Annotated in this window: 18 protein-coding genes and 1 tRNA gene; 16 read left to right on the top strand and 3 right to left on the bottom strand. The window is 63.1% G+C overall.

What is annotated here, in order from left to right; translation table 11 throughout:
* Positions 1-50 precede the first annotated feature (50 nt).
* The 14 genes from ruvC (at position 51) to VGE08_RS19260 (ending at position 10,337) form a co-directional block, all read left to right on the top strand.
* Positions 51-713, top strand: a complete 663-nt coding sequence (gene ruvC / locus VGE08_RS19325; protein ID WP_331069549.1) for a crossover junction endodeoxyribonuclease RuvC — start codon at positions 51-53, stop codon at positions 711-713.
* Positions 710-1,315 carry a Holliday junction branch migration protein RuvA gene (ruvA, locus tag VGE08_RS19320; protein ID WP_331069548.1) on the top strand — a complete coding sequence of 202 codons (606 nt, stop codon included), beginning with the start codon at positions 710-712 and terminating at the stop codon, positions 1,313-1,315. The genes ruvC and ruvA overlap by 4 nt, the downstream gene beginning before the upstream one ends.
* Before the next feature lie 25 nt (positions 1,316-1,340).
* A complete protein-coding gene (gene ruvB / locus VGE08_RS19315) occupies positions 1,341-2,375 on the top strand; it encodes a Holliday junction branch migration DNA helicase RuvB (protein ID WP_331069547.1) in 1,035 nt (344 codons plus the stop codon).
* Between the two features lie 8 nt (positions 2,376-2,383).
* Positions 2,384-2,836 carry a tol-pal system-associated acyl-CoA thioesterase gene (ybgC, locus tag VGE08_RS19310; protein WP_331069546.1) on the top strand — a complete coding sequence of 151 codons (453 nt, stop codon included), beginning with the start codon at positions 2,384-2,386 and terminating at the stop codon, positions 2,834-2,836.
* Complete coding sequence (gene tolQ, locus VGE08_RS19305) at positions 2,833-3,552, top strand: protein TolQ (protein WP_349258745.1); 720 nt, start codon at positions 2,833-2,835, stop codon at positions 3,550-3,552. The genes ybgC and tolQ overlap by 4 nt, the downstream gene beginning before the upstream one ends.
* 5 nt (positions 3,553-3,557) lie before the next feature.
* Positions 3,558-4,010, top strand: a complete 453-nt coding sequence (gene tolR, locus VGE08_RS19300) for a protein TolR (protein WP_349258747.1) — start codon at positions 3,558-3,560, stop codon at positions 4,008-4,010.
* A 15-nt stretch (positions 4,011-4,025) separates the two neighbouring features.
* Entirely contained in the window at positions 4,026-4,940 is a 915-nt protein-coding gene (gene tolA, locus VGE08_RS19295; RefSeq protein ID WP_331069544.1) for a cell envelope integrity protein TolA, read from the top strand.
* A 51-nt stretch (positions 4,941-4,991) separates the two neighbouring features.
* A complete protein-coding gene (gene tolB / locus VGE08_RS19290; protein ID WP_331069543.1) occupies positions 4,992-6,293 on the top strand; it encodes a Tol-Pal system beta propeller repeat protein TolB in 1,302 nt (433 codons plus the stop codon).
* Between the two features lie 171 nt (positions 6,294-6,464).
* On the top strand, positions 6,465-6,992 hold the full coding sequence (pal, locus tag VGE08_RS19285; protein WP_331069542.1) for a peptidoglycan-associated lipoprotein Pal: 528 nt from the start codon (positions 6,465-6,467) through the stop codon (positions 6,990-6,992).
* A gap of 8 nt (positions 6,993-7,000) precedes the next feature.
* The gene (gene ybgF / locus VGE08_RS19280; protein ID WP_331069541.1) at positions 7,001-7,783 is read left to right on the top strand and encodes a tol-pal system protein YbgF; all 783 of its coding nucleotides are present in this window, start codon (positions 7,001-7,003) and stop codon (positions 7,781-7,783) included.
* A gap of 121 nt (positions 7,784-7,904) precedes the next feature.
* A complete protein-coding gene (gene queE, locus VGE08_RS19275; RefSeq protein ID WP_331069540.1) occupies positions 7,905-8,597 on the top strand; it encodes a 7-carboxy-7-deazaguanine synthase QueE in 693 nt (230 codons plus the stop codon).
* Between the two features lie 74 nt (positions 8,598-8,671).
* Positions 8,672-9,352, top strand: coding sequence for a 7-cyano-7-deazaguanine synthase QueC (gene queC / locus VGE08_RS19270; protein WP_331069539.1), 681 nt, complete (start codon positions 8,672-8,674; stop codon positions 9,350-9,352).
* A 69-nt stretch (positions 9,353-9,421) separates the two neighbouring features.
* Positions 9,422-9,497 (top strand) — tRNA-Lys (locus VGE08_RS19265).
* Positions 9,498-9,647: 150 nt separating this feature from the next.
* The gene (locus VGE08_RS19260; protein ID WP_331069538.1) at positions 9,648-10,337 is read left to right on the top strand and encodes a c-type cytochrome; all 690 of its coding nucleotides are present in this window, start codon (positions 9,648-9,650) and stop codon (positions 10,335-10,337) included.
* A 101-nt stretch (positions 10,338-10,438) separates the two neighbouring features.
* Here the strand turns inward: VGE08_RS19260 and VGE08_RS19255 are convergent, their stop codons facing one another.
* On the bottom strand, positions 10,439-11,071 hold the full coding sequence (locus VGE08_RS19255; protein WP_331069537.1) for an RNA polymerase sigma factor: 633 nt from the start codon (positions 11,069-11,071) through the stop codon (positions 10,439-10,441).
* 369 nt (positions 11,072-11,440) lie between these two features.
* Positions 11,441-12,136: a DUF6445 family protein gene (locus VGE08_RS19250; protein WP_331069536.1), complete on the bottom strand. Its 696-nt coding sequence runs from the start codon at positions 12,134-12,136 to the stop codon at positions 11,441-11,443.
* Positions 12,137-12,273: 137 nt separating this feature from the next.
* On the opposite strand from VGE08_RS19250, the gene VGE08_RS19245 reads away from it, so the two are divergent.
* Positions 12,274-12,921, top strand: a complete 648-nt coding sequence (locus VGE08_RS19245) for an outer membrane beta-barrel protein (protein ID WP_331069535.1) — start codon at positions 12,274-12,276, stop codon at positions 12,919-12,921.
* A gap of 67 nt (positions 12,922-12,988) precedes the next feature.
* Here the strand turns inward: VGE08_RS19245 and VGE08_RS19240 are convergent, their stop codons facing one another.
* The gene (locus VGE08_RS19240) at positions 12,989-14,221 is read right to left on the bottom strand and encodes an aldolase/citrate lyase family protein (protein ID WP_331069534.1); all 1,233 of its coding nucleotides are present in this window, start codon (positions 14,219-14,221) and stop codon (positions 12,989-12,991) included.
* Between the two features lie 277 nt (positions 14,222-14,498).
* Between VGE08_RS19240 and VGE08_RS19235 the strand changes: the two genes are divergently transcribed.
* Complete coding sequence (locus VGE08_RS19235; protein ID WP_331069533.1) at positions 14,499-17,558, top strand: TonB-dependent receptor domain-containing protein; 3,060 nt, start codon at positions 14,499-14,501, stop codon at positions 17,556-17,558.
* Positions 17,559-17,623: the final 65 nt, after the last annotated feature.

The raw sequence follows: 17,623 nt of genomic DNA, 5'->3' as shown, positions 1-17,623 counted from the left end.
TGCGGCCTGTTCCCGCCGGTCTGTGCTGATCTGATACAAGCGGAGGGTCCTTGCGCAGACACAGGCGCCCGAAAAGTCTCGCTGAGCTCAATCTCGCCCGGAGCCCCGCCCAGCGGGACGGTCAGTCTCGCAGCCGGAGCGAGCTGGCCAAGGCTTCTTCCGCAGCCTTCGTGAGCCTGCCGCGGCCGGCGGCGACACCTCCGGCACGGGTGCGCATTCTGGGGTTGGATCCTGGTTCGCTGTGCACGGGCTACGCCGTGATCGAGACCGGGCCGCGCGTCACCTATGTGGTGAGCGGCTCCATCCGGGCCCGCGGCGCCTCGCTGGCGGATCGATTGCAGGAAATTTTTGCCGGCGTGGATCGACTGGCCAACGAATACCAGCCCGACGAGGTGGCCATCGAACGCGTGTTCATGCATCGCAATGCCGATAGTGCCTTGAAACTGGGTCAGGCCCGGGGCGCGGCGCTGAGTGCGACTTTTGCCGTGCGTCCTCGTGTTTTTGAGTACGCGCCGCGCGAGGTGAAGCTGGCCGTGGTGGGCACCGGTGGGGCGCAGAAGGAACAAGTACAGCTGATGGTGCGACGTTTGTTGAATCTGAGCGGTCGAATGGGCGCCGATGCGGCCGATGCGCTGGCCATTGCGCTCTGTCATGCGCATTCACGCGGTCTCAGCGGCCAGTTGCACCAGCTCGCAGCTGGCGGGGCCCGATGATCGGTTTTCTCCGCGGTCGCCTGACCGCCAAGCAGCCGCCGCAGCTGGTGATCGACGTGGGCGGCGTCGGCTACGAAGTGGAAGCACCCATGTCCACCTTCTATGGCCTGCCCGCCACGGGGTCGGACGTTCATTTGTTTACGCACCTGGTGGTGCGAGAGGATGCGCACGTCCTGTTCGGCTTCGGCACCGAGCGGGAGCGGCGGTTGTTTCGTGAATTGCTGAAAGTCTCCAACGTGGGGCCGAAGCTGGCGCTCGCCCTGTTATCGGGCATGACGGTCGATGCCTTTCTGATGTGTATCGAGTCACAGGACGTCGACACGCTGGTGCGCACGCCGGGCGTAGGCCGCAAGACCGCCGAACGCCTGGTGGTCGAGATGCGCGACCGGGTGAAGGGATTTGGCGACACTGGCCTGGCGGTGTTGCCTACGGGCGGAACCGCGGAGGCCACGGTCGGGCCACAGGCCGAAGCATTCAGTGCGCTGGTGGCGCTGGGTTACAAGCCGGCCGAAGTGACGCGCTTGCTGAAGGCGGTGGATGCGTCGGTGCAGACCACCGAAGAAATCATTCGCCGCGCGCTGCAGGCTGCCGCGAGCCGATGATCCCAGCCGGTAATATATGTGACGCATGATCGAGCAGGACCGCATCGTTTCCGCCGCCTCCCAGGGCGATGAAGCTGCCTTCGACCGCGCCGTGCGGCCGAAGAAGCTGGCCGACTACGTCGGTCAGTCGGCGGTCAAGACGCAGATGGAAATCTTCATCCAGGCGGCGCGCAACCGCCATGAAGCGCTCGATCACGTGTTGATTTTCGGTCCGCCCGGCTTGGGCAAGACCACGCTGGCCAACATCGTGGCCAACGAGTTGGGCGTGAACCTGCGGCAGACGTCGGGACCGGTGATCGAGCGCGCCGGCGACCTGGCCGCGCTGCTCACCAACCTGCAGGCCAACGACGTGCTGTTCGTCGACGAGATCCATCGCTTGAGCCCGGTGGTCGAGGAGATCCTGTATCCGGCGATGGAGGACTTTCAACTCGACATCATGATCGGCGAAGGACCGGGGGCGCGCTCCATCAAGCTCGATCTGCCGCCGTTCACCTTGATTGGCGCCACCACGCGGGCCGGCCTGCTGACTTCGCCGTTGCGCGATCGATTCGGCATCGTGCAGCGCCTGGAGTTCTACGATCACGCCGAGCTGACCCGCATCGTCACGCGCTCGGCGGGTTTGCTGGGTGTGCCGGCAGACCCGGCCGGTGCGGCACGCATCGCTCAGCGCTCACGCGGAACTCCGCGAATCGCCAATCGATTGCTCCGGCGCGTGCGTGACTATGCCGAAGTGCGTGCCGGCGGGCGGATCACCGATGAAGTCGCCCAGGCAGCATTGGATCTGCTGGACGTGGATCCGCTGGGTTTCGATCTCATGGACCGCAAGCTGCTGCTGACCATCATCGAGAAATTCGACGGCGGTCCAGTGGGCGTGGAAAGCCTGTCGGCGGCACTGGGCGAGGAACGCGGCACCATCGAGGACGTGATCGAGCCGTATTTGATCCAGCAAGGTTTCATCATGCGCACCGCCCGCGGCCGAGTCGCCACCCGCCTGGCCTATCAACATTTCGGCCTGAAGTTGCCCGAGCGGCCGGGCACCGGCGAGCTGTTCGGAGAGTAAGCGAGGCAATGGCGGCCAGCTCAATGACCCACCCGGTCCATGTTGCATCGACCGAGGCACCGTTCACCTGGCCGGTGCGCATCTATTGGGAAGACACCGATGCCGGCGGCATCGTGTACTACGCGAATTATCTGAAGTTCATGGAACGCGCGCGCACCGAATGGCTGCGCGCCGCCGGCATCGAGCAGCTGCCGTTGAAGGAGCAGCATGGGTTGATGTTCGTGGTGGTTGATATCGAAGCGCAGTATCGACAGCCGGCGCGTTATGGCGACGAGCTGCTGGTCACGTGCACGATCGTCGGGCGCCGGCGCGCCAGTCTCACGTTTCGACAACAGGTTTATCGCGGCGGCCTGCAGGGCGAGGTGCTGGTCGAAGGCAAGGTGCGCGTGGCCTGCCTCGATGCAGTGAACTTGCGTCCGACGGCCCTGCCAAAAGAACTCATGCGGAGTGATCGCGAATGATGTCTCAGAACCTGAATCCTCTGGAGCTGGTGCTCAACGCCAGCATCGTGGTGCAGATCGTGATGGGTCTGCTGCTGCTGGCTTCGCTGGTGTCCTGGTCCATCATGCTGCGCAAACGCGCCGAGCTGAATCGCGCGCGGGCCGATGCCGACCGCTTCGAGGATACGTTCTGGTCGGGCGGCGATCTCACCGCCATGTTCCGTTCCATCGATCAGAGCCGCCGTGTCACCAAAGGCATGGAAGCCATTTTCGAGCAGGGCTTTCGCGAGTTCTCGCGCTTGCGCCAGCAGGGCGGCATCGCCTCGGCACAGCTGATCGAAGGCGCGCGCCGTGGCATGCGAGTGGCGCTGCTGCGGGAGAGCGACCGGCTGGAGCTGGGCTTGTCCATGCTGGCCACGATCGGTTCCACCAGCCCGTACATCGGACTGTTCGGCACCGTCTGGGGCATCATGAATGCGTTCCACGGTCTGGGGAACGTGCAACAGGCGACGCTGGCGATGGTCGCGCCCGGCATCACCGAGGCGCTGATCGCGACGGCCATGGGTTTGTTCGCCGCCATTCCCGCCGTGGTCGCATACAACCGTTACGCGGATCAGGTCAGCCGCGTGGAAGTGCGCTACGACACGTTCGTCGAAGAGCTCTCCACCATCTTGCAACGGCATGCGACGGCTCCTCGTGAGTCGCAACGCGGTGTCGGTGCCGAGGCGCACGGATGAGCCCGATGAATGCCCGGCGGGGCAAGAAACTCGTGGCCGAGATCAATGTCGTTCCCTACATCGACGTGATGCTGGTGCTGCTGATCATCTTCATGATCACTGCACCCATGCTCACTCAAGGCATCAAGGTGGACTTGCCGAAGGCGGGCGCCGAGCCGTTGCCGGAAGAGTTGATGCGGCAGCATCAGCCGCTGATTCTGAGCGTCGATGCCTCGGGCCAGTATTACTTGAACATCGGCTCCAACGAGGAGAGCCCGATCGGCGAGGACGTGGTGGTCGAGCGCGTGGCGGCGGTGCTGGGGCGAGAGCCGCAAACGCCGGTGCTGGTGAAGGCCGACACCAATGTTCCCTACGGCAGCGTGGTCGCCGGCATGGTGCTGCTGCAGGAAGCGGGCGCCGAGAAGGTCGGCTTCATTACTGATCCGGCGCAAGCGCGCAACGAGAAGAAGCGCCGCTAGGTTTGCGCAGACCTCATGGTCGATTTCATCAAGCAACACTGGCAGTACTTTCTCGGCGCATTGCTGTTGCACGCCCTGTTCGCGGGCATTTTTGGCTTGACCATGCTGAACATGCAGCGCAACGCGCCGCCGGTGCAGCTGGCGATCCAGGCGGTCATCGTCGATCCGGCCTCGCTCAACCAGCCAAGCCGGCAGCAGCAACAGCGCCGTGAGCGCGAGCGCATCCAACAGCAGCAGCGTGAGGCCCAGGCGCAGCGCGAACGCGAGCAGGTAGCCGAACAGCAGCGCCGCGAACAAGAGGAAGCCGCTCGCAAACAAAAGGAACAAACTGCGCGGCGGGAAGCGGAACAACAGGCCGAGCAGGCGCGTCAGCTCGAATTGAAACAACGCCAGGAGGCCGAGCAACGGCGGCTGGCGGAAGAGAAGCAATTGCGCGAACGGCAGGAGGCGGAGAAGAAACGCGCCGCTGCCGAAGCCGAGAGGAAACGTCAGGCCGAGGAAGAAGCCAAGCGAGTAGCCGAAATCCAGCGCCGGCAAAAGGAAGAGGCCGAGCGCCGTCGAGCCGCCGAGGAGGCGCGCCGACAGCAGGCTGCCGAGTCGGAGCTGGCGCGTCAGCTGGCCGAAGAGGAGGCCAACGCGGCTGCCCTTGGCTCGCCGGAAGCGGCACAGTACAAGGCCATGATTGCTCAGGCCGTAGAACGTCGCTGGAAACGTCCGCTGTCGGCCAGAGAGGGTCTGCGATGTGAAGTGCGCGTGAGGCAGACCCCGGCCGGCGTCGTGCTGTCGGTGCAGGTCGGAACCTGCAATGGCGATAGTGCCGTTCGCCAGTCGATCGAGGCTGCGGTATTCGGCGCGTCGCCGCTGCCGCTGCCGGGCAATCCGCGGCTGTTCGACCCGAACCTGGCCTTCATTTTCATGCCGGCCAACTAGCGCGTGGCTGGCCGATTTCGCTCCCGATTTCGCTCCAAGGAGCCGTGACTGATGAAAAAAACCTTTGCCGTTCTCGTCTGCTTCGCGCTGTCGTGGTTCGCCGCCGCGGCCAACGCACAACTGGTCATCGAGATCACCAAATCCGCCGAGGACGCAGTGCCCATCGCCATCGTGCCATTCGGCTGGGAAGCCAGCGGTGCGGCGCCGTTCGACGTGGCCGAAGTCGTCGCCGCCGATCTGCGGCGCAGCGGCCGCTTCGAGCCGCTGGATCGCAAGGCCATGATCGACCGGCCCACGCAAGGCGACCAGATCCGTTTCCAGGACTGGCGTTATCTCAAGACGGATTTCATCACGGTCGGCAAGCTGATGCCGGAAGGGGCCGGCTTCGCGGCTCAGTTCGAGCTGTACAACGTGCTCACGGGCCAGCGTCTGGCCGGCCAGCGCCTGACCGCCAGCGCCAATTCCATGCGAGCGCTCGCGCACCGCATCTCGGACATCATTTTCGAACAGCTGACAGGCGTGCGTGGCGCGTTCTCGACGCGTGTCGCATTCATCAATGTGGAGGGCACGCCGCCGAAACAGCGCTACAAGCTGATCGTGGCGGACTACGATGGCGAGAATCCGCAGGTGATCGCCACCTCGGAAGAGCCCTTGATGTCGCCGGCCTGGTCGCCCGACGGCCAGAGCCTCGCGTATGTTTCTTTCGAGAGCAAGGCATCGGCGATCTACGTGCAGACATTGCGCACTGGCGAACGCCGGCGTGTGTCCGCACGTGCCGGCATCAACGGGGCGCCGGCATGGTCCCCGGACGGTCAGACATTGGCGCTGACCTTGTCACGCAAGGATGGCGACGTGGATGTCTATACGCTCAATCTGACTTCGCAGGTGCTGACGCGCATGACGTTCGATCCCGGCATCGACACCGAACCGAGCTGGTCCGCGGACGGCAAGAAGCTGTATTTCATGTCGGACCGCGCGGGTGGCCCGCAGATTTACGAGACCGACGTGGCCAACCCGAATCGCGCCACGCGCATCAGCTTCGAGGGCAATTACAACGCCCGGCCGCGCGTTTCGCCCGACGGCAAGCAACTCGCCGTCGTACACCAGCAGAATGGCAATTACCGGATCGCCATCATCGACCTGGCGTCGAAGGGCCTGCAGGTGCTGTCACAGGGCCGGCAGGACGAGAGCCCGAGCTTTGCGCCGAATGGCGCCACGCTGATCTACGCGACGCAGGAGAGGGGGCGTGGCGTCCTGGCGACGGTGTCGGTCGATGGCCGTACCGAGGAGCGGCTGACCGGTACCGCTGGCGAAGTGCGCGAACCGGTGTGGGCGCCGTTCCCGCAGCGTTGAGGCGCGAAATAGTTGCTGGAAGGTTCAAAAAGGTGCCGAAAAGTCCCTCCGGACGCTGTTCAGGACCGAAGTTGTGGCAGAATTCGCGCAGTTTTGATCTGTGAACGGCGACCTTGCGGATTTTTCAGCAGCTCCGCCGGTCGTAGTAACAACCAAATTCAGGAGATGTAGATGCGTGCAGCGCAGCTGATGCTGATCGTGGCGACTGGCCTGATGCTGGCCGCTTGTGGTGGCAACAAGCCCCTGCCGGAGGCGCAGAATACCTCCGAGCCGGCCGGGCCGACGACCAGCACCGAAGGCGCGAGCAGCGGCTCGGTCAGCGGCACTGCGCTGTCCGCCGACCAGCAGGCCCTGCAGGCCGCCAAGGCCGCCGGCGTGATCGTGTACTTCGATTACGACCGCGCCGAGATCAAGCCGGAGTTCGTGCCGGTGGTGGCGGCCCACGCGAAATACCTGAACGGCAACTCGCAGGCCAAGGTGCGCCTCGAAGGTCATTCAGATGAGCGTGGCTCGCGCGAATACAACATCGGTCTGGGCGAGCGCCGTGCGCAGGCCGTGCGTCGCGCGCTGATGCTCCAGGGCGTGACCGAGAATCAGATCACCACCGTGAGTTATGGCGAAGAGCGTCCAGCCGTGCAGGGCAGTGACGAGTCGGCATACTCCAAGAACCGTCGGGTCGAGCTGGTATACGGTCGATGATCCCGTCGATGATCAAGCACCCTTTCACAAACACCACAGTGGTTCGCGCCGGTCTGCTCAGCACCGCGGTCGCGCTGCTGTCCGGCTGCGTCACGACGCCACCGGAAGCCGATCCCGTGGTACAGAAACTCTCCGAGCTCGACAGCCGTCTGCTGCGACTGGAGCGTGTGCTCGCCAATCAAAGTCTGCTCGATCTGTCGCAACGGATCGAGGCGGCACAGGCGGAAGCGCGCGTGCTGCGCGGTCAGGTCGATGAGCTGCAACACCAGGTCACCCAGAGTCAGACGCAGACGCGCGAGATGTATGGCGACGTGGATCGCCGGCTGTCGGCGCTCGAAGGCAATCCAGGTGCCGCGGCAGCGGCGGGTGCGTCACCGGCGGTGGGTGGCCTGCCACTTCCCTCGGGGGACGATCGAGCCAACTATCAGGCGGCGTTCGATCTGCTGAAGGATGCGAAATATCCGCAAGCCATCAGCGCCTTCAAGAACTTCCTCACCACGTTCCCGAACAGTGCGCTGGCGGACAATGCGCAGTACTGGCTGGGCGAGGCGCACTATGTGACCAGGCAATATCCCGATGCGCTGCGCGACTTTCGCACCGTCTTGGAGAAATATCCCGATTCGCGCAAGGTTCCGGACGCGCTATTGAAGATCGGCTATTGCAACTACGAGCTGAAGAACTGGAGTGAAGCGCGCTCGGCGCTCAACCAGGTCGTGCAGCGTTACGGCGATACCACCGCGGCCCGCCTCGCCAGCCAACGACTGGCGAAACTGGATACCGAGGGCAGGTAAGCCGAAGGGTAGTGACGCCCGGAGAGCGGTTAGCGGTTAGTCCAGAGCCGCGGTCGGACGCTTTTACCAACCGCCAACCGCTAACCGCTAACCGCCGCCTTGCGGTTCGATCGGTCCTGTCATGAACATCGCTGACTCAATCCCTGTCGATTCCGCGGCCGTCGCAAGCGGCAGTGCGCGCGTCAAGCTCACCGAGATCTTTCTATCGATCCAAGGCGAGGCCGACAGCGTCGGTTGGCCCACGGTGTTCGTGCGGCTCACCGGTTGTCCGTTGCGGTGTCAGTATTGTGATACCGCTTACGCATTCCATGGCGGCGAGTGGTTTTCGATCGAGCAGGTGCTGGAACGCGTGGCTTCGTTCAACACACGCCATGTGTGCGTGACGGGCGGCGAGCCGCTGGCACAGAAGGGATGCTTCCCGCTGCTGCAGCGACTTTGCGATGCTGCCTATAGCGTTTCGCTCGAGAGCAGCGGCGCGATCGATGTGTCGAAGGTAGATGCACGCGTCACGCGCGTAGTCGACGTCAAGACACCCGGCAGCGGCGAGGCTGCTCGTAACCGTTACGAGAATCTCGATGTGCTGCGACCGGACGAGCAAGTGAAGTTCGTCCTGTGCAGCCGCGCTGATTTCGAATGGGCGCGCGATTTCGTTCGCGAGCGACGCCTGCATGAACGATGCATGGTGTTGTTCAGCCCCAGCTATGGCCAGGTGCAGCCGCGGCAGCTCGCGGAGTGGGTGCTCGACGAGCGCCTGCCGGTGCGTCTGCAGATTCAGCTGCACAAAGTCTTGTGGGGCGACACGCCTGGTAAATAGCCGGCGTATCCCACGATCACTGGATTAAGAGTCCAATGCTCTACCAGGCATGGACGTAAGAGAGCTCGATCAACATGCCAGATAATCGCGCAGTCGTGCTGTTATCCGGTGGCCTGGATTCCGCCACCGTGCTTGCCATCGCCCGGGAACAGGGCAGCGAGTGCTACGCGCTGAGCGTCGATTATGGTCAACGCCATCGCGCCGAGCTCGAAGCGGCCAGGCGCGTGGCGCAGTCTCTGGGTGTCGTCGAGCATCGCACGCTGCGCGTGGATCTGGGCGGCATCGGCGGCTCCGCACTCACGGACGCAAGCATCGCCGTACCTGAATCGCCCCAGGTCGGAATCCCCGTGACCTACGTTCCGGCGCGCAACACCGTGATGTTGTCGTTTGCCCTGGGCTGGGCCGAGGTTCTGCAGGCGCCGCGCATTTTCATCGGCGTGAACGCGATCGATTACTCGGGCTATCCGGATTGCCGGCCCGCGTTCGTTGCCGCGTTCGAGCGAGTCGCGAACCTCGCAACCAAAGCCGGGGTGGAGGGCACCGTGGCGTTCAAGATCGTGACGCCGCTGATCGACCTGACCAAGGCGCAGATCATCCAGCGCGGTATCTCGCTGGGCGTGGACTATTCACTGACAGTGTCCTGCTACCAGGCCGACGACAGCGGCCGGGCCTGTGGCAGCTGCGATGCCTGCCGCCTGCGGCGCGAGGGCTTTCGAGCCGCCGGTGTGGCGGACCCGACACGGTATTTTCGGTGAACTTCGCCAGCAGTTTCGGTATGATGCGCGCCCCATCAGGCCCCCCCGGGCCTGATCGCTTCCTGCCGTGGGTCGGTAGCTCAGTTGGTAGAGCACTGGACTTTTAATCCATTGGTCCTGGGTTCGAGTCCCAGCCGACCCACCATTTCAAGGTGATCTCCAACCCGGGTGTACCCCCGAGGCCACGCGGATTTTGCGGGTGGGTTAGTGGGATCCACCGGTGGCCACGCGGGTACACGCTGGTCGAGACTGCGCGTCGAATAAGAGGCTGGTGGGCTCCGTAATGGGTATTCCGATGTCGGTGATTATTGCGAGCGTCGTGGGTTCGCTCGCGGTCGGCGTTGCCGGCGCTTCGCCGCTCACGGTCGATGAGAAAGTACGCAACGCGTTGCAGCTCGATCAGAACGTCAAGCAGGGCAAGAAACTCTACGAGAAACACTGCGTTCAATGTCACGGTCCGCAGGCGCTGGGCAGTGCGGAGAAGGTGATTCCATCGCTTGCCGGACAGCGGCGCGCCTATCTCGTCAAGCAACTCGCCGACTTCAGCGAGCAGGAGCGCGCCAGTCGTGACATGCACGGGGTGGTGTCGCGCCGGGAATTGTCGAACGAGCAGGCGTGGGCGGACCTCTCCGGCTATCTGAATTCTCTGCCGCGGACCAGCTTCCCCCAGACTGGCGATGGCCGGGGGTTGGAGCTGGGTGAAGCCATCTTTCAGGACCAATGCGCGTCCTGTCACGAAGAAGACGGGCGAGGGGATGATGACGGCTTCATTCCTTCGGTGCGCGACCAGCACTACTCCTACCTGGTGCGCCAGATGCGCAGCATCGCGTCGTGGCATCGGCTCAATGTCGATGCGGATTTCGTGCGCTACCTGGACAGCTTGGACACGGAAGAGGCCACCGCCGTCGCGGACTACCTGTCTCGCATGCGGGGTCCGGTGAAGGATCGCGACAGAATGAACAGCGACGGGACCGTCAATAACTGAACGCGTCGACCGCCCCGGCGCGAGAGGCGTCTCATCGGCCCCTCGCGCCCAATTTCCTCACTTCGACTCACCTCGGCTCGATCCAGCTCGACTCAACCGCGTCACGCGACGGTGCGCGCGCGCAGCTCTTGTTGAGAATGGCCCACCTGATGCACCGAATGCAGGTCGCAACGTAGTTGCATGTATGCATTCGCAATGTCGCGTCTCACGATGCGGGGGCTCAGTTTGAGCTTGACCGCGATCTGTTTGTAAGTGAGCTCGTCATTGATGTGCAACAACAGCACCGCGCGCTGGCGCGGCGGCAAGCGATCCACGGCCTCACGGACGTGCGAGTTCACCAGAGTACGCTCGGTGAAATTCTCCGGTTCGCGGTGAGATTCTTCTTGTAGTGCTTCGAGGCCCGCATCGTCGTGCGGCAACTTGTTCCTGGCGCGCTCGTGCCATTCGTTGACGACATTGGTGGCGATACGAAACAAATAGCTCTGCGGATACTCGACCAGGGCGTCGTCGCTGTAGCGAATGAGACGGAGGAACACCTCCTGCGCCACGTCGTCGAGATCGGCCGGTTGTATCGATGATCGGCTCGACAGCCAGCGACGCATTGCACCGCGCCATGCTTCGAACCATTGGCTCAAACGAACGTTCCGGTCGTCATAGCAGCGCCTTTCAGCCAGGTCCTCCGTGGGAACGGACGGCGTGCGGCCGGTCCTGAGCGCGGATATTTCAGGCGGCATCGAGGGTCATCCCCCTGTCGTTGTGTGTCTTGACGAACCATTCAGCCGACCTGATCGAGCATTGGAACGACTGAATATTATTCAGTACGTGTCATCATATACTGAATCTCGGTCAAAATAGTGAAGACCGAAAGTGATGTCAAGATTCCTCGTCATCCGTCTGTCATATCTGTATTGATGGGCCTTGAGGCCAAGGTCATCCCGTGAATTTCTCGACAGTCGCAGCGTCCTGTGGACACAGGAAGCGAGTGGAGGCCTGCGGCAGGGGCAAGCGGTCGCGACTGAGAATAGATCGCGGGGTATTTCCGTGAAGAGCGCGCATCATCGCAGCACGCTCGTCGAGCTTCTAATCGAGATTATGGAAGCCGTTCAAACCGCATCGATGAAACTGTTGATGGACAACCGGCCGGTGAGAGGATTGGCGTCCGGGATGAACGAGCGGTCGATCGAGCCCGAATGTAAGGAGTTGCGACGGTACACGAGCATGCGATTGAACACGCCGTCGGCGCTGGCAATCTGCTCGAACAGCTCGGTGTCGCCATTGATGTAGCCCGCGGCGGGACTGTTCGGCCCGCTGCTTTCGGCTTCCAGCACACGGAAATATTCGGGCCCGCGCAGCTCGTCCAGGCTTTCGTAGCCCGTGGCCCGGTGCCGGTAGAAGGCCGTGCCGCCATGCTTCCCCTTGAACAAGTAGTGCACCGTGGCGAAGCCGTCGCGCGCCAACGAATCCACATGGGGAATGCGTTGCATCAGGGCGAGTTGTGCCGCCGGCGTGGTGACCAGGGAGTAGTGACACATCGACAGGCGCAGGGGGCAGCTCGGCACACCGAAGTGCTCGGCCAGCAGCGGTTGCAATCGGGTCGTCAGGAAGTGCTCGTAGGAAGGCGGCGCCTTGGCCCGGATGCCCGGGTAGAAACGGCCGCCCGAGCTGAACGGCGCCAGCAGCGCCTTCTTGACCAGCCGCTCGGGCTCGGCGACGAAATTGTCGATCACCAGCAGCACCGCCCCTTCGCGGCCAAAGCGGCGCTTCTCGATCCTGAGGTCGGGGTGCAGGTCCAGTATCATGGAACGCTTTTTAGAGTAGCGATTCAGGCAACACAAGCGGCCGAAGCAGGCTGGCGCTTTACGCTAGAATCCCGCGACTTTGCGAGCGAGTCCGCACCAGGCAGTCCCGAGGGGGACTGCGATTCTAGGAGGAAAGCATGCCCGGGATCGGGAAGTTACTGCGAACGCTCTTGATGCTGCTGCCGGGCCTGGCGGCCGAGGCCGTTCATGCGGATCAGGCGGCCTCGCGCTGGTCTTTCGGCTCGCAGCTCGGCCAGGTGCGGCGCGAGGGCGGGGCGGTGCACTCCCCCAACGAGCTCAGCACCCACAGCTATGACGTAGCCGCCACGTTCGGCGATAAGGACCGGCTCGGCTGGCGCGTGTTCACCGGCTACCGCTTCACCGACTTGCTGGCCATCCACGTCGGTTACACCGACCTGGGCAAAGTGCGATCGCGTTACATGCCGCAAGCATCCGGCAATTTTGCCCAGCCCGACGGCATTGGCACGCAGACGATTCGAGGCGCGGACGTCGGACTGCAATTGAAAGTGCCGCTCAGCGAGCGCTTCGCCGTGGAGTTGCACGGTGGCAAATACTATTGGAAGTCGCGCACTCGAATTGTCGCGCCGTGGATCGACACTGAATATACGAGTCGCCGTGGAACGGAGAATTTTTACGGCGCCGGTTTGGAAGTCGGTGTGATCAACGATCTCAACGCCACGGCGGGGTGGACGCGCTATCAGGTGGCGGGCGAGCCGATCCACCTGTGGACGGTCGGCGTGCTCTACGGCTTCAGTTATTTCTAAAAGTTCTGCCTGGAAATCGCCAGCGATCATCAATAGTCGCTGGCGATCCCGATCTCACAAGACTCCCTCAGAGCGCGCGACCTGCCGCCTTCCTGCCCACCTCGATGGTCTTGAAGCCATCGTCACCCCAGTTCATCACGAACACGCTGAAGCCTTGGCTCATGCGTTTCTCGATCTGATCGGGCGAGGTGGGAATACCGCAGGTCACCTTGAATTCCTTGCAGGCGCTCAGCACTTGTTGAATGGCACCTTCCCACGCGGCTTCATCGACCACTCGCTTGCCATCCGCATCCGTGGTCGAGAACACACGGCGCAGCGTGCCGGCGCCCGGCCACAACACGCCGATGCCTTCCACCGCGGCAATCTCACGAACGTTCTTCAAACCTTCCTTGCTCTCGACCACGACCCAGTTGATCAGCTCGCCTTGCGGATTGAGCGGCCACACATCGGCCTTCTTTCTATATTCCTTCGCGGATAGCCCCCAATACCTGGCCGCTGAGCCAACGCTGTCGGCGCGCGTGCCGCCTTGCGAGGGATAACGCATGGCCGCCAGGCCACGTTTCACTTCTTCGGGACTCTCCACGCCGACGAACATGATGCCGCTGACGCCGAGATCCAGTTGCTCGCCGATGCGCTTCGCCGCCAGCTCCGGATCGGGCGCGATCTCGTGGATCTTCACGATCATCGGATAGGCGATATGACGGAAGGGCCGGGTGGCGAGATGTTTCTTTTCCGCGCCCAATGCTTTCGCGTACGCGGCGAACACCGGGAGCGACTGCTCGTAGTCATACTCCATGCTGCCGTCGAAAACGAAATCGGAAAGTCGATACGCGACGGTCTCCCTGGCAAGCTCGGCCGGAGTCTTTCGTGGCACATCGGCGCTGCTGCCGCCGGGCCGCCGATTGCTCGGCGCGTACAACCCCATCGCCGGCTTGCCCTGTTCGATCAGGCCGATCAGTGGATTGAGCCGCTGCTTCGGCGCATCGGCGCTGGCCACCGAGCTGGCGAGCGCGATGCCCAACAAGGACGTGCAAGCCAGCGAGCTGGCCAACGACTTCGCGAGCGTCTTGTGCCGCTGCGCCGATGAAAGAGCCGGCGCTTGGGCCGACGATTGAACTGACATGATCTGCAATCCCCCGAACGAACGCGCGTTGGTCTGGAACATTGATTGGGTCATATCGAATCGAAGTGCGCTCGATTCGATGCGAATGACGACGCGTGCGAAAGCTCGCGTGCGCTCGAGCAAAGTAACCGTCGCCGCTTGCGACTTCAACCGCTGCGCCACGCACTCTGACAGCATCGCAACAGCCCCTCGCATGTGGCGTTCGCGAGACGGCGCAAACTAATGTCGTCAACGCGCGCTTCGACGCCTGAATCATGCTGTAACCCCGATCGGCGAGACACATGTTCAGTAAATTCCTGCGACCCGACGCGTGTAGGCTGTGCCGCGAAATGAAGCATCGGCGCCGCTCTCGGCCCCTGCCTCATGCAGTGACTGATCGGCGTGGTCAGAGGGCGGGCGAGTTCCGGCCATGCCCCGCACGAAAAGAAATTTTCCTAAGAGGGGGAATATGACGATGAACCATCGAAGCGCGGCACGTTCGGGCGAGCGCCCGGTTTCTGCGGCCGTAAGACGGACATTGCGACCGGCGAGTGTGACGTTGCTCGCGCTCACCAGTTTCGTTGCGGCCAACGCAACGGCGCAGGAGCTAATGGCGCAGGCAGGGCCGTCGCCGGCTTCCGCAAGCGATACGGGAGCCTCTGTCGCCGATAGCGGCAACGCCACTCTCGAAGCCATCACCGTCACCGGCTCACGCATCTTGCGTGCCGATGGTTATGAAGCGCCGACGCCGGTCTCGGTGCTGGGCGCAGAAGAATTGAACAAGATGGCGACGGTGACCATCGCCGACTCCGTGAACCGCTTGCCGGCCTTCACGAACAGCCAGACGCCGCGCAATCGTTCTTCGAACATCAGCTCCGGCACCGCCGGAACAAACATCCTCAACCTGCGCGGCCTGGGTGCCAACCGCACTCTGGTGCTCCAGGACGGCAAGCGCATGGTCGGTTCGACGATTGCCACGGGCACGCTGTCGGGCGCGGTCGACGTCAACATGATTCCCAGCGGCCTGGTGCAGCGAGTGGACGTGGTGACGGGCGGTGCCTCGGCTGTGTACGGCTCGGACGCGCTCGCGGGTGTGGTGAACTTCGTCCTCGACAAGGAGTTCACGGGCTTCAAGAGTAACGTCGATTACGGCGCAACCACCGCCGGCGATGGCGAGAACTACAAGATTTCGCTGACGGCGGGCACCGGGTTCGCCGCTGGCCGTGGCCACCTGTTGTTCAGCGGCGAGTACTCCAACGACAAGGGCATCATCGGCAACAATCGCGACTGGGCGGACGATTCGTTCCAGTTGATGAACAACCCGCGCGCGGGTCAGCCTGGCCAGCCGACGCTGCTCACGGTTCACAACGCCGGTGTTGCCAACGGCACGTTCGGCGGCCTGACGTTGAGCTGCCAGAACATCACTCCGTACGTCGACCTCGTCACGGGTCAGCCTGGCAACCGGCTGACACGCGCGAATGCCTGCGGCCTGCGCGGCACTCAGTTCGTCACCGGCGGCGTGGCGATTCCGTTCCAGTTCGGCGACCTGGTGAACGGTCCGACCATGTCGGGCGGCGACTGGCAAGCCTCGCGTGTCGATCGCGCCACGACGATTGCTCTGCCGCTGGAACGCAAGACGCTGTTCGGCCGCGCCAGCTTCGATATCACCGACAACGTCAGCACCTTCCTCGACGTGCAGTATGGCAAGACCTGGTCGCACAACTCGCAGGTCGTGCCCATCCTCAACAACGGCGGCAGCGTGTACGTCTATCAGGACAACGCATTCCTGTTGCCCGAGATTCGCGACGTGATGGTGGCGAACGACATCGACGCCATCGAAATCGGCACGTTCAACGGCGACATGCACTACCTGCAGGGTATCAACGAGCGTGAACTGAAGCGCGGCGTGTTCGGCTTCGAAGGCAACTTCGAGCTCGGCGGCAAGGATTGGAATTGGGATGCGTCCTATGTGCACGGCGAGCAGAACATCGTGTCGCTCACGCCGACCAACCGCGTCAACGCGCGATACCTCGCCGCGATCAACGCGGTGCGCGATTCCGCGACCGGCAACATCGTTTGCGGTCCGCGCGATCAGTTCTTGAACATCACGGTCGATCCGAACTGCCGTCCCTACAACCCGATGGGCCGCGACGTGAACTCGCAGCAGGCGCTCGACTACATCACCGCCATGGGCTGGTCGGATATCACGCTGAAGCAGCAGGTGGTCGCTGCCAGCATGAGCGGCGAGCCGTTCGACAACTGGGCCGGCCCGGTGTCGCTCGCGTTCGGCGCCGAGCATCGCAAGGAGTCCTCCGCAGGTTCGGTGAGCGAGCTGGATCGAGCCAGCGCGTTCTTCGCGGGCAACTACAAGGCGACCATCGGCGAATACGATGTGACCGAAGGCTTCGTCGAAACGGTGTTCCCGTTGTTGAACGACGTGCCCGGCGCCGATCAGTTGGACTTCAACGGCGCGGTTCGCTACACGGAGTACAGCGAGTCCGGCTCGGTCACGACCTGGAAAGCAGGTCTGGTGTGGTCGCCGCTCGAAGATATGCGTTTCCGCTTCACGCGCTCTCGTGACATTCGCGCGCCCGGCCTGGGCGAGCTGTTCAACCAGGGCTCCGGCGGCACGGGCAACAACACCGATCTGGGTCTGCCGGGCAATCCCACCTATTTCATGCAGAGCCAGACCATCGGCAACCGCAACCTGAAGCCGGAAGAAGCGGATACGACGGGTATCGGCGTGGTGCTCACGCCGCGCTTCCTGCCGGGCTTCACCATGTCGATCGACTATTACAAGATCGAGGTGGACGGCACGATCGCGGTGCGCAGCACGCGCGAGATCATCGAGAACTGCTATCTCCGCAACGATGCGCAGATGTGCTCGCAGATCAGCCGCGACGCGGCCGGCTTCATCGACGTGGTCACCAGCTATCCGGAGAACATCGTCGGGGAAACGGCCAGCGGTATCGACGTGGATGCCACTTACCGCCTGCCGGTCGGCCCTGGCGAGCTGACGCTGCGCGCGATGGGCAACTTCGTCGACAAGCTGGAGACGATCAACACCCTGGGTCAGAAGATCGACGGCAAGGGCGTGAACTCGGACGACGCCGGCATCGGCCTCGGCGCCGAGTTGTCCGGACCGAAGTATCGCTACCTGCTCTCGGCGGGTTACGACCTCGATCCGTTCTCGATCACGTTGAGCATGCGTGGTATCAGCTCGGGCGTGTACAACAACGCGTTCTACCAGTGCGCCGTGGGCAGCTGCCCGACGGCCAGCGAGCTGACCGCCATGGGTTACACCCAATCGATCAACGACAACCACATCGATGCGGCTCACTATTTCGATCTGGGTATCAACTACAAGCTCGAGAACATGGGCGAGCTGTACCTGGTGATCGAGAATCTGACCGACGAGGATCCGGCCAAGGTGGCGGGCGGTCGTGGCGCCGGCTTCTACCAGGGACAGGCGAACGTGGAGCTGTACGACCGCTTCGGCACCATGTTCCACGGCGGCGTCCGCTTCCGCTTCTGAGCTGGCCGACGTCTTTACGTCAATGAGTGGTCGATGAGTGAAAGAGGGGCGGGCCATCGCAGGCC

The sequence above is a fragment of the Steroidobacter sp. genome (genome assembly GCF_036406195.1).
GTDB lineage: Bacteria > Pseudomonadota > Gammaproteobacteria > Steroidobacterales > Steroidobacteraceae > Steroidobacter.
Note: the sequence above shows the minus strand (reverse complement) of the source record. Positions and strands in the feature narration are given on the sequence as shown.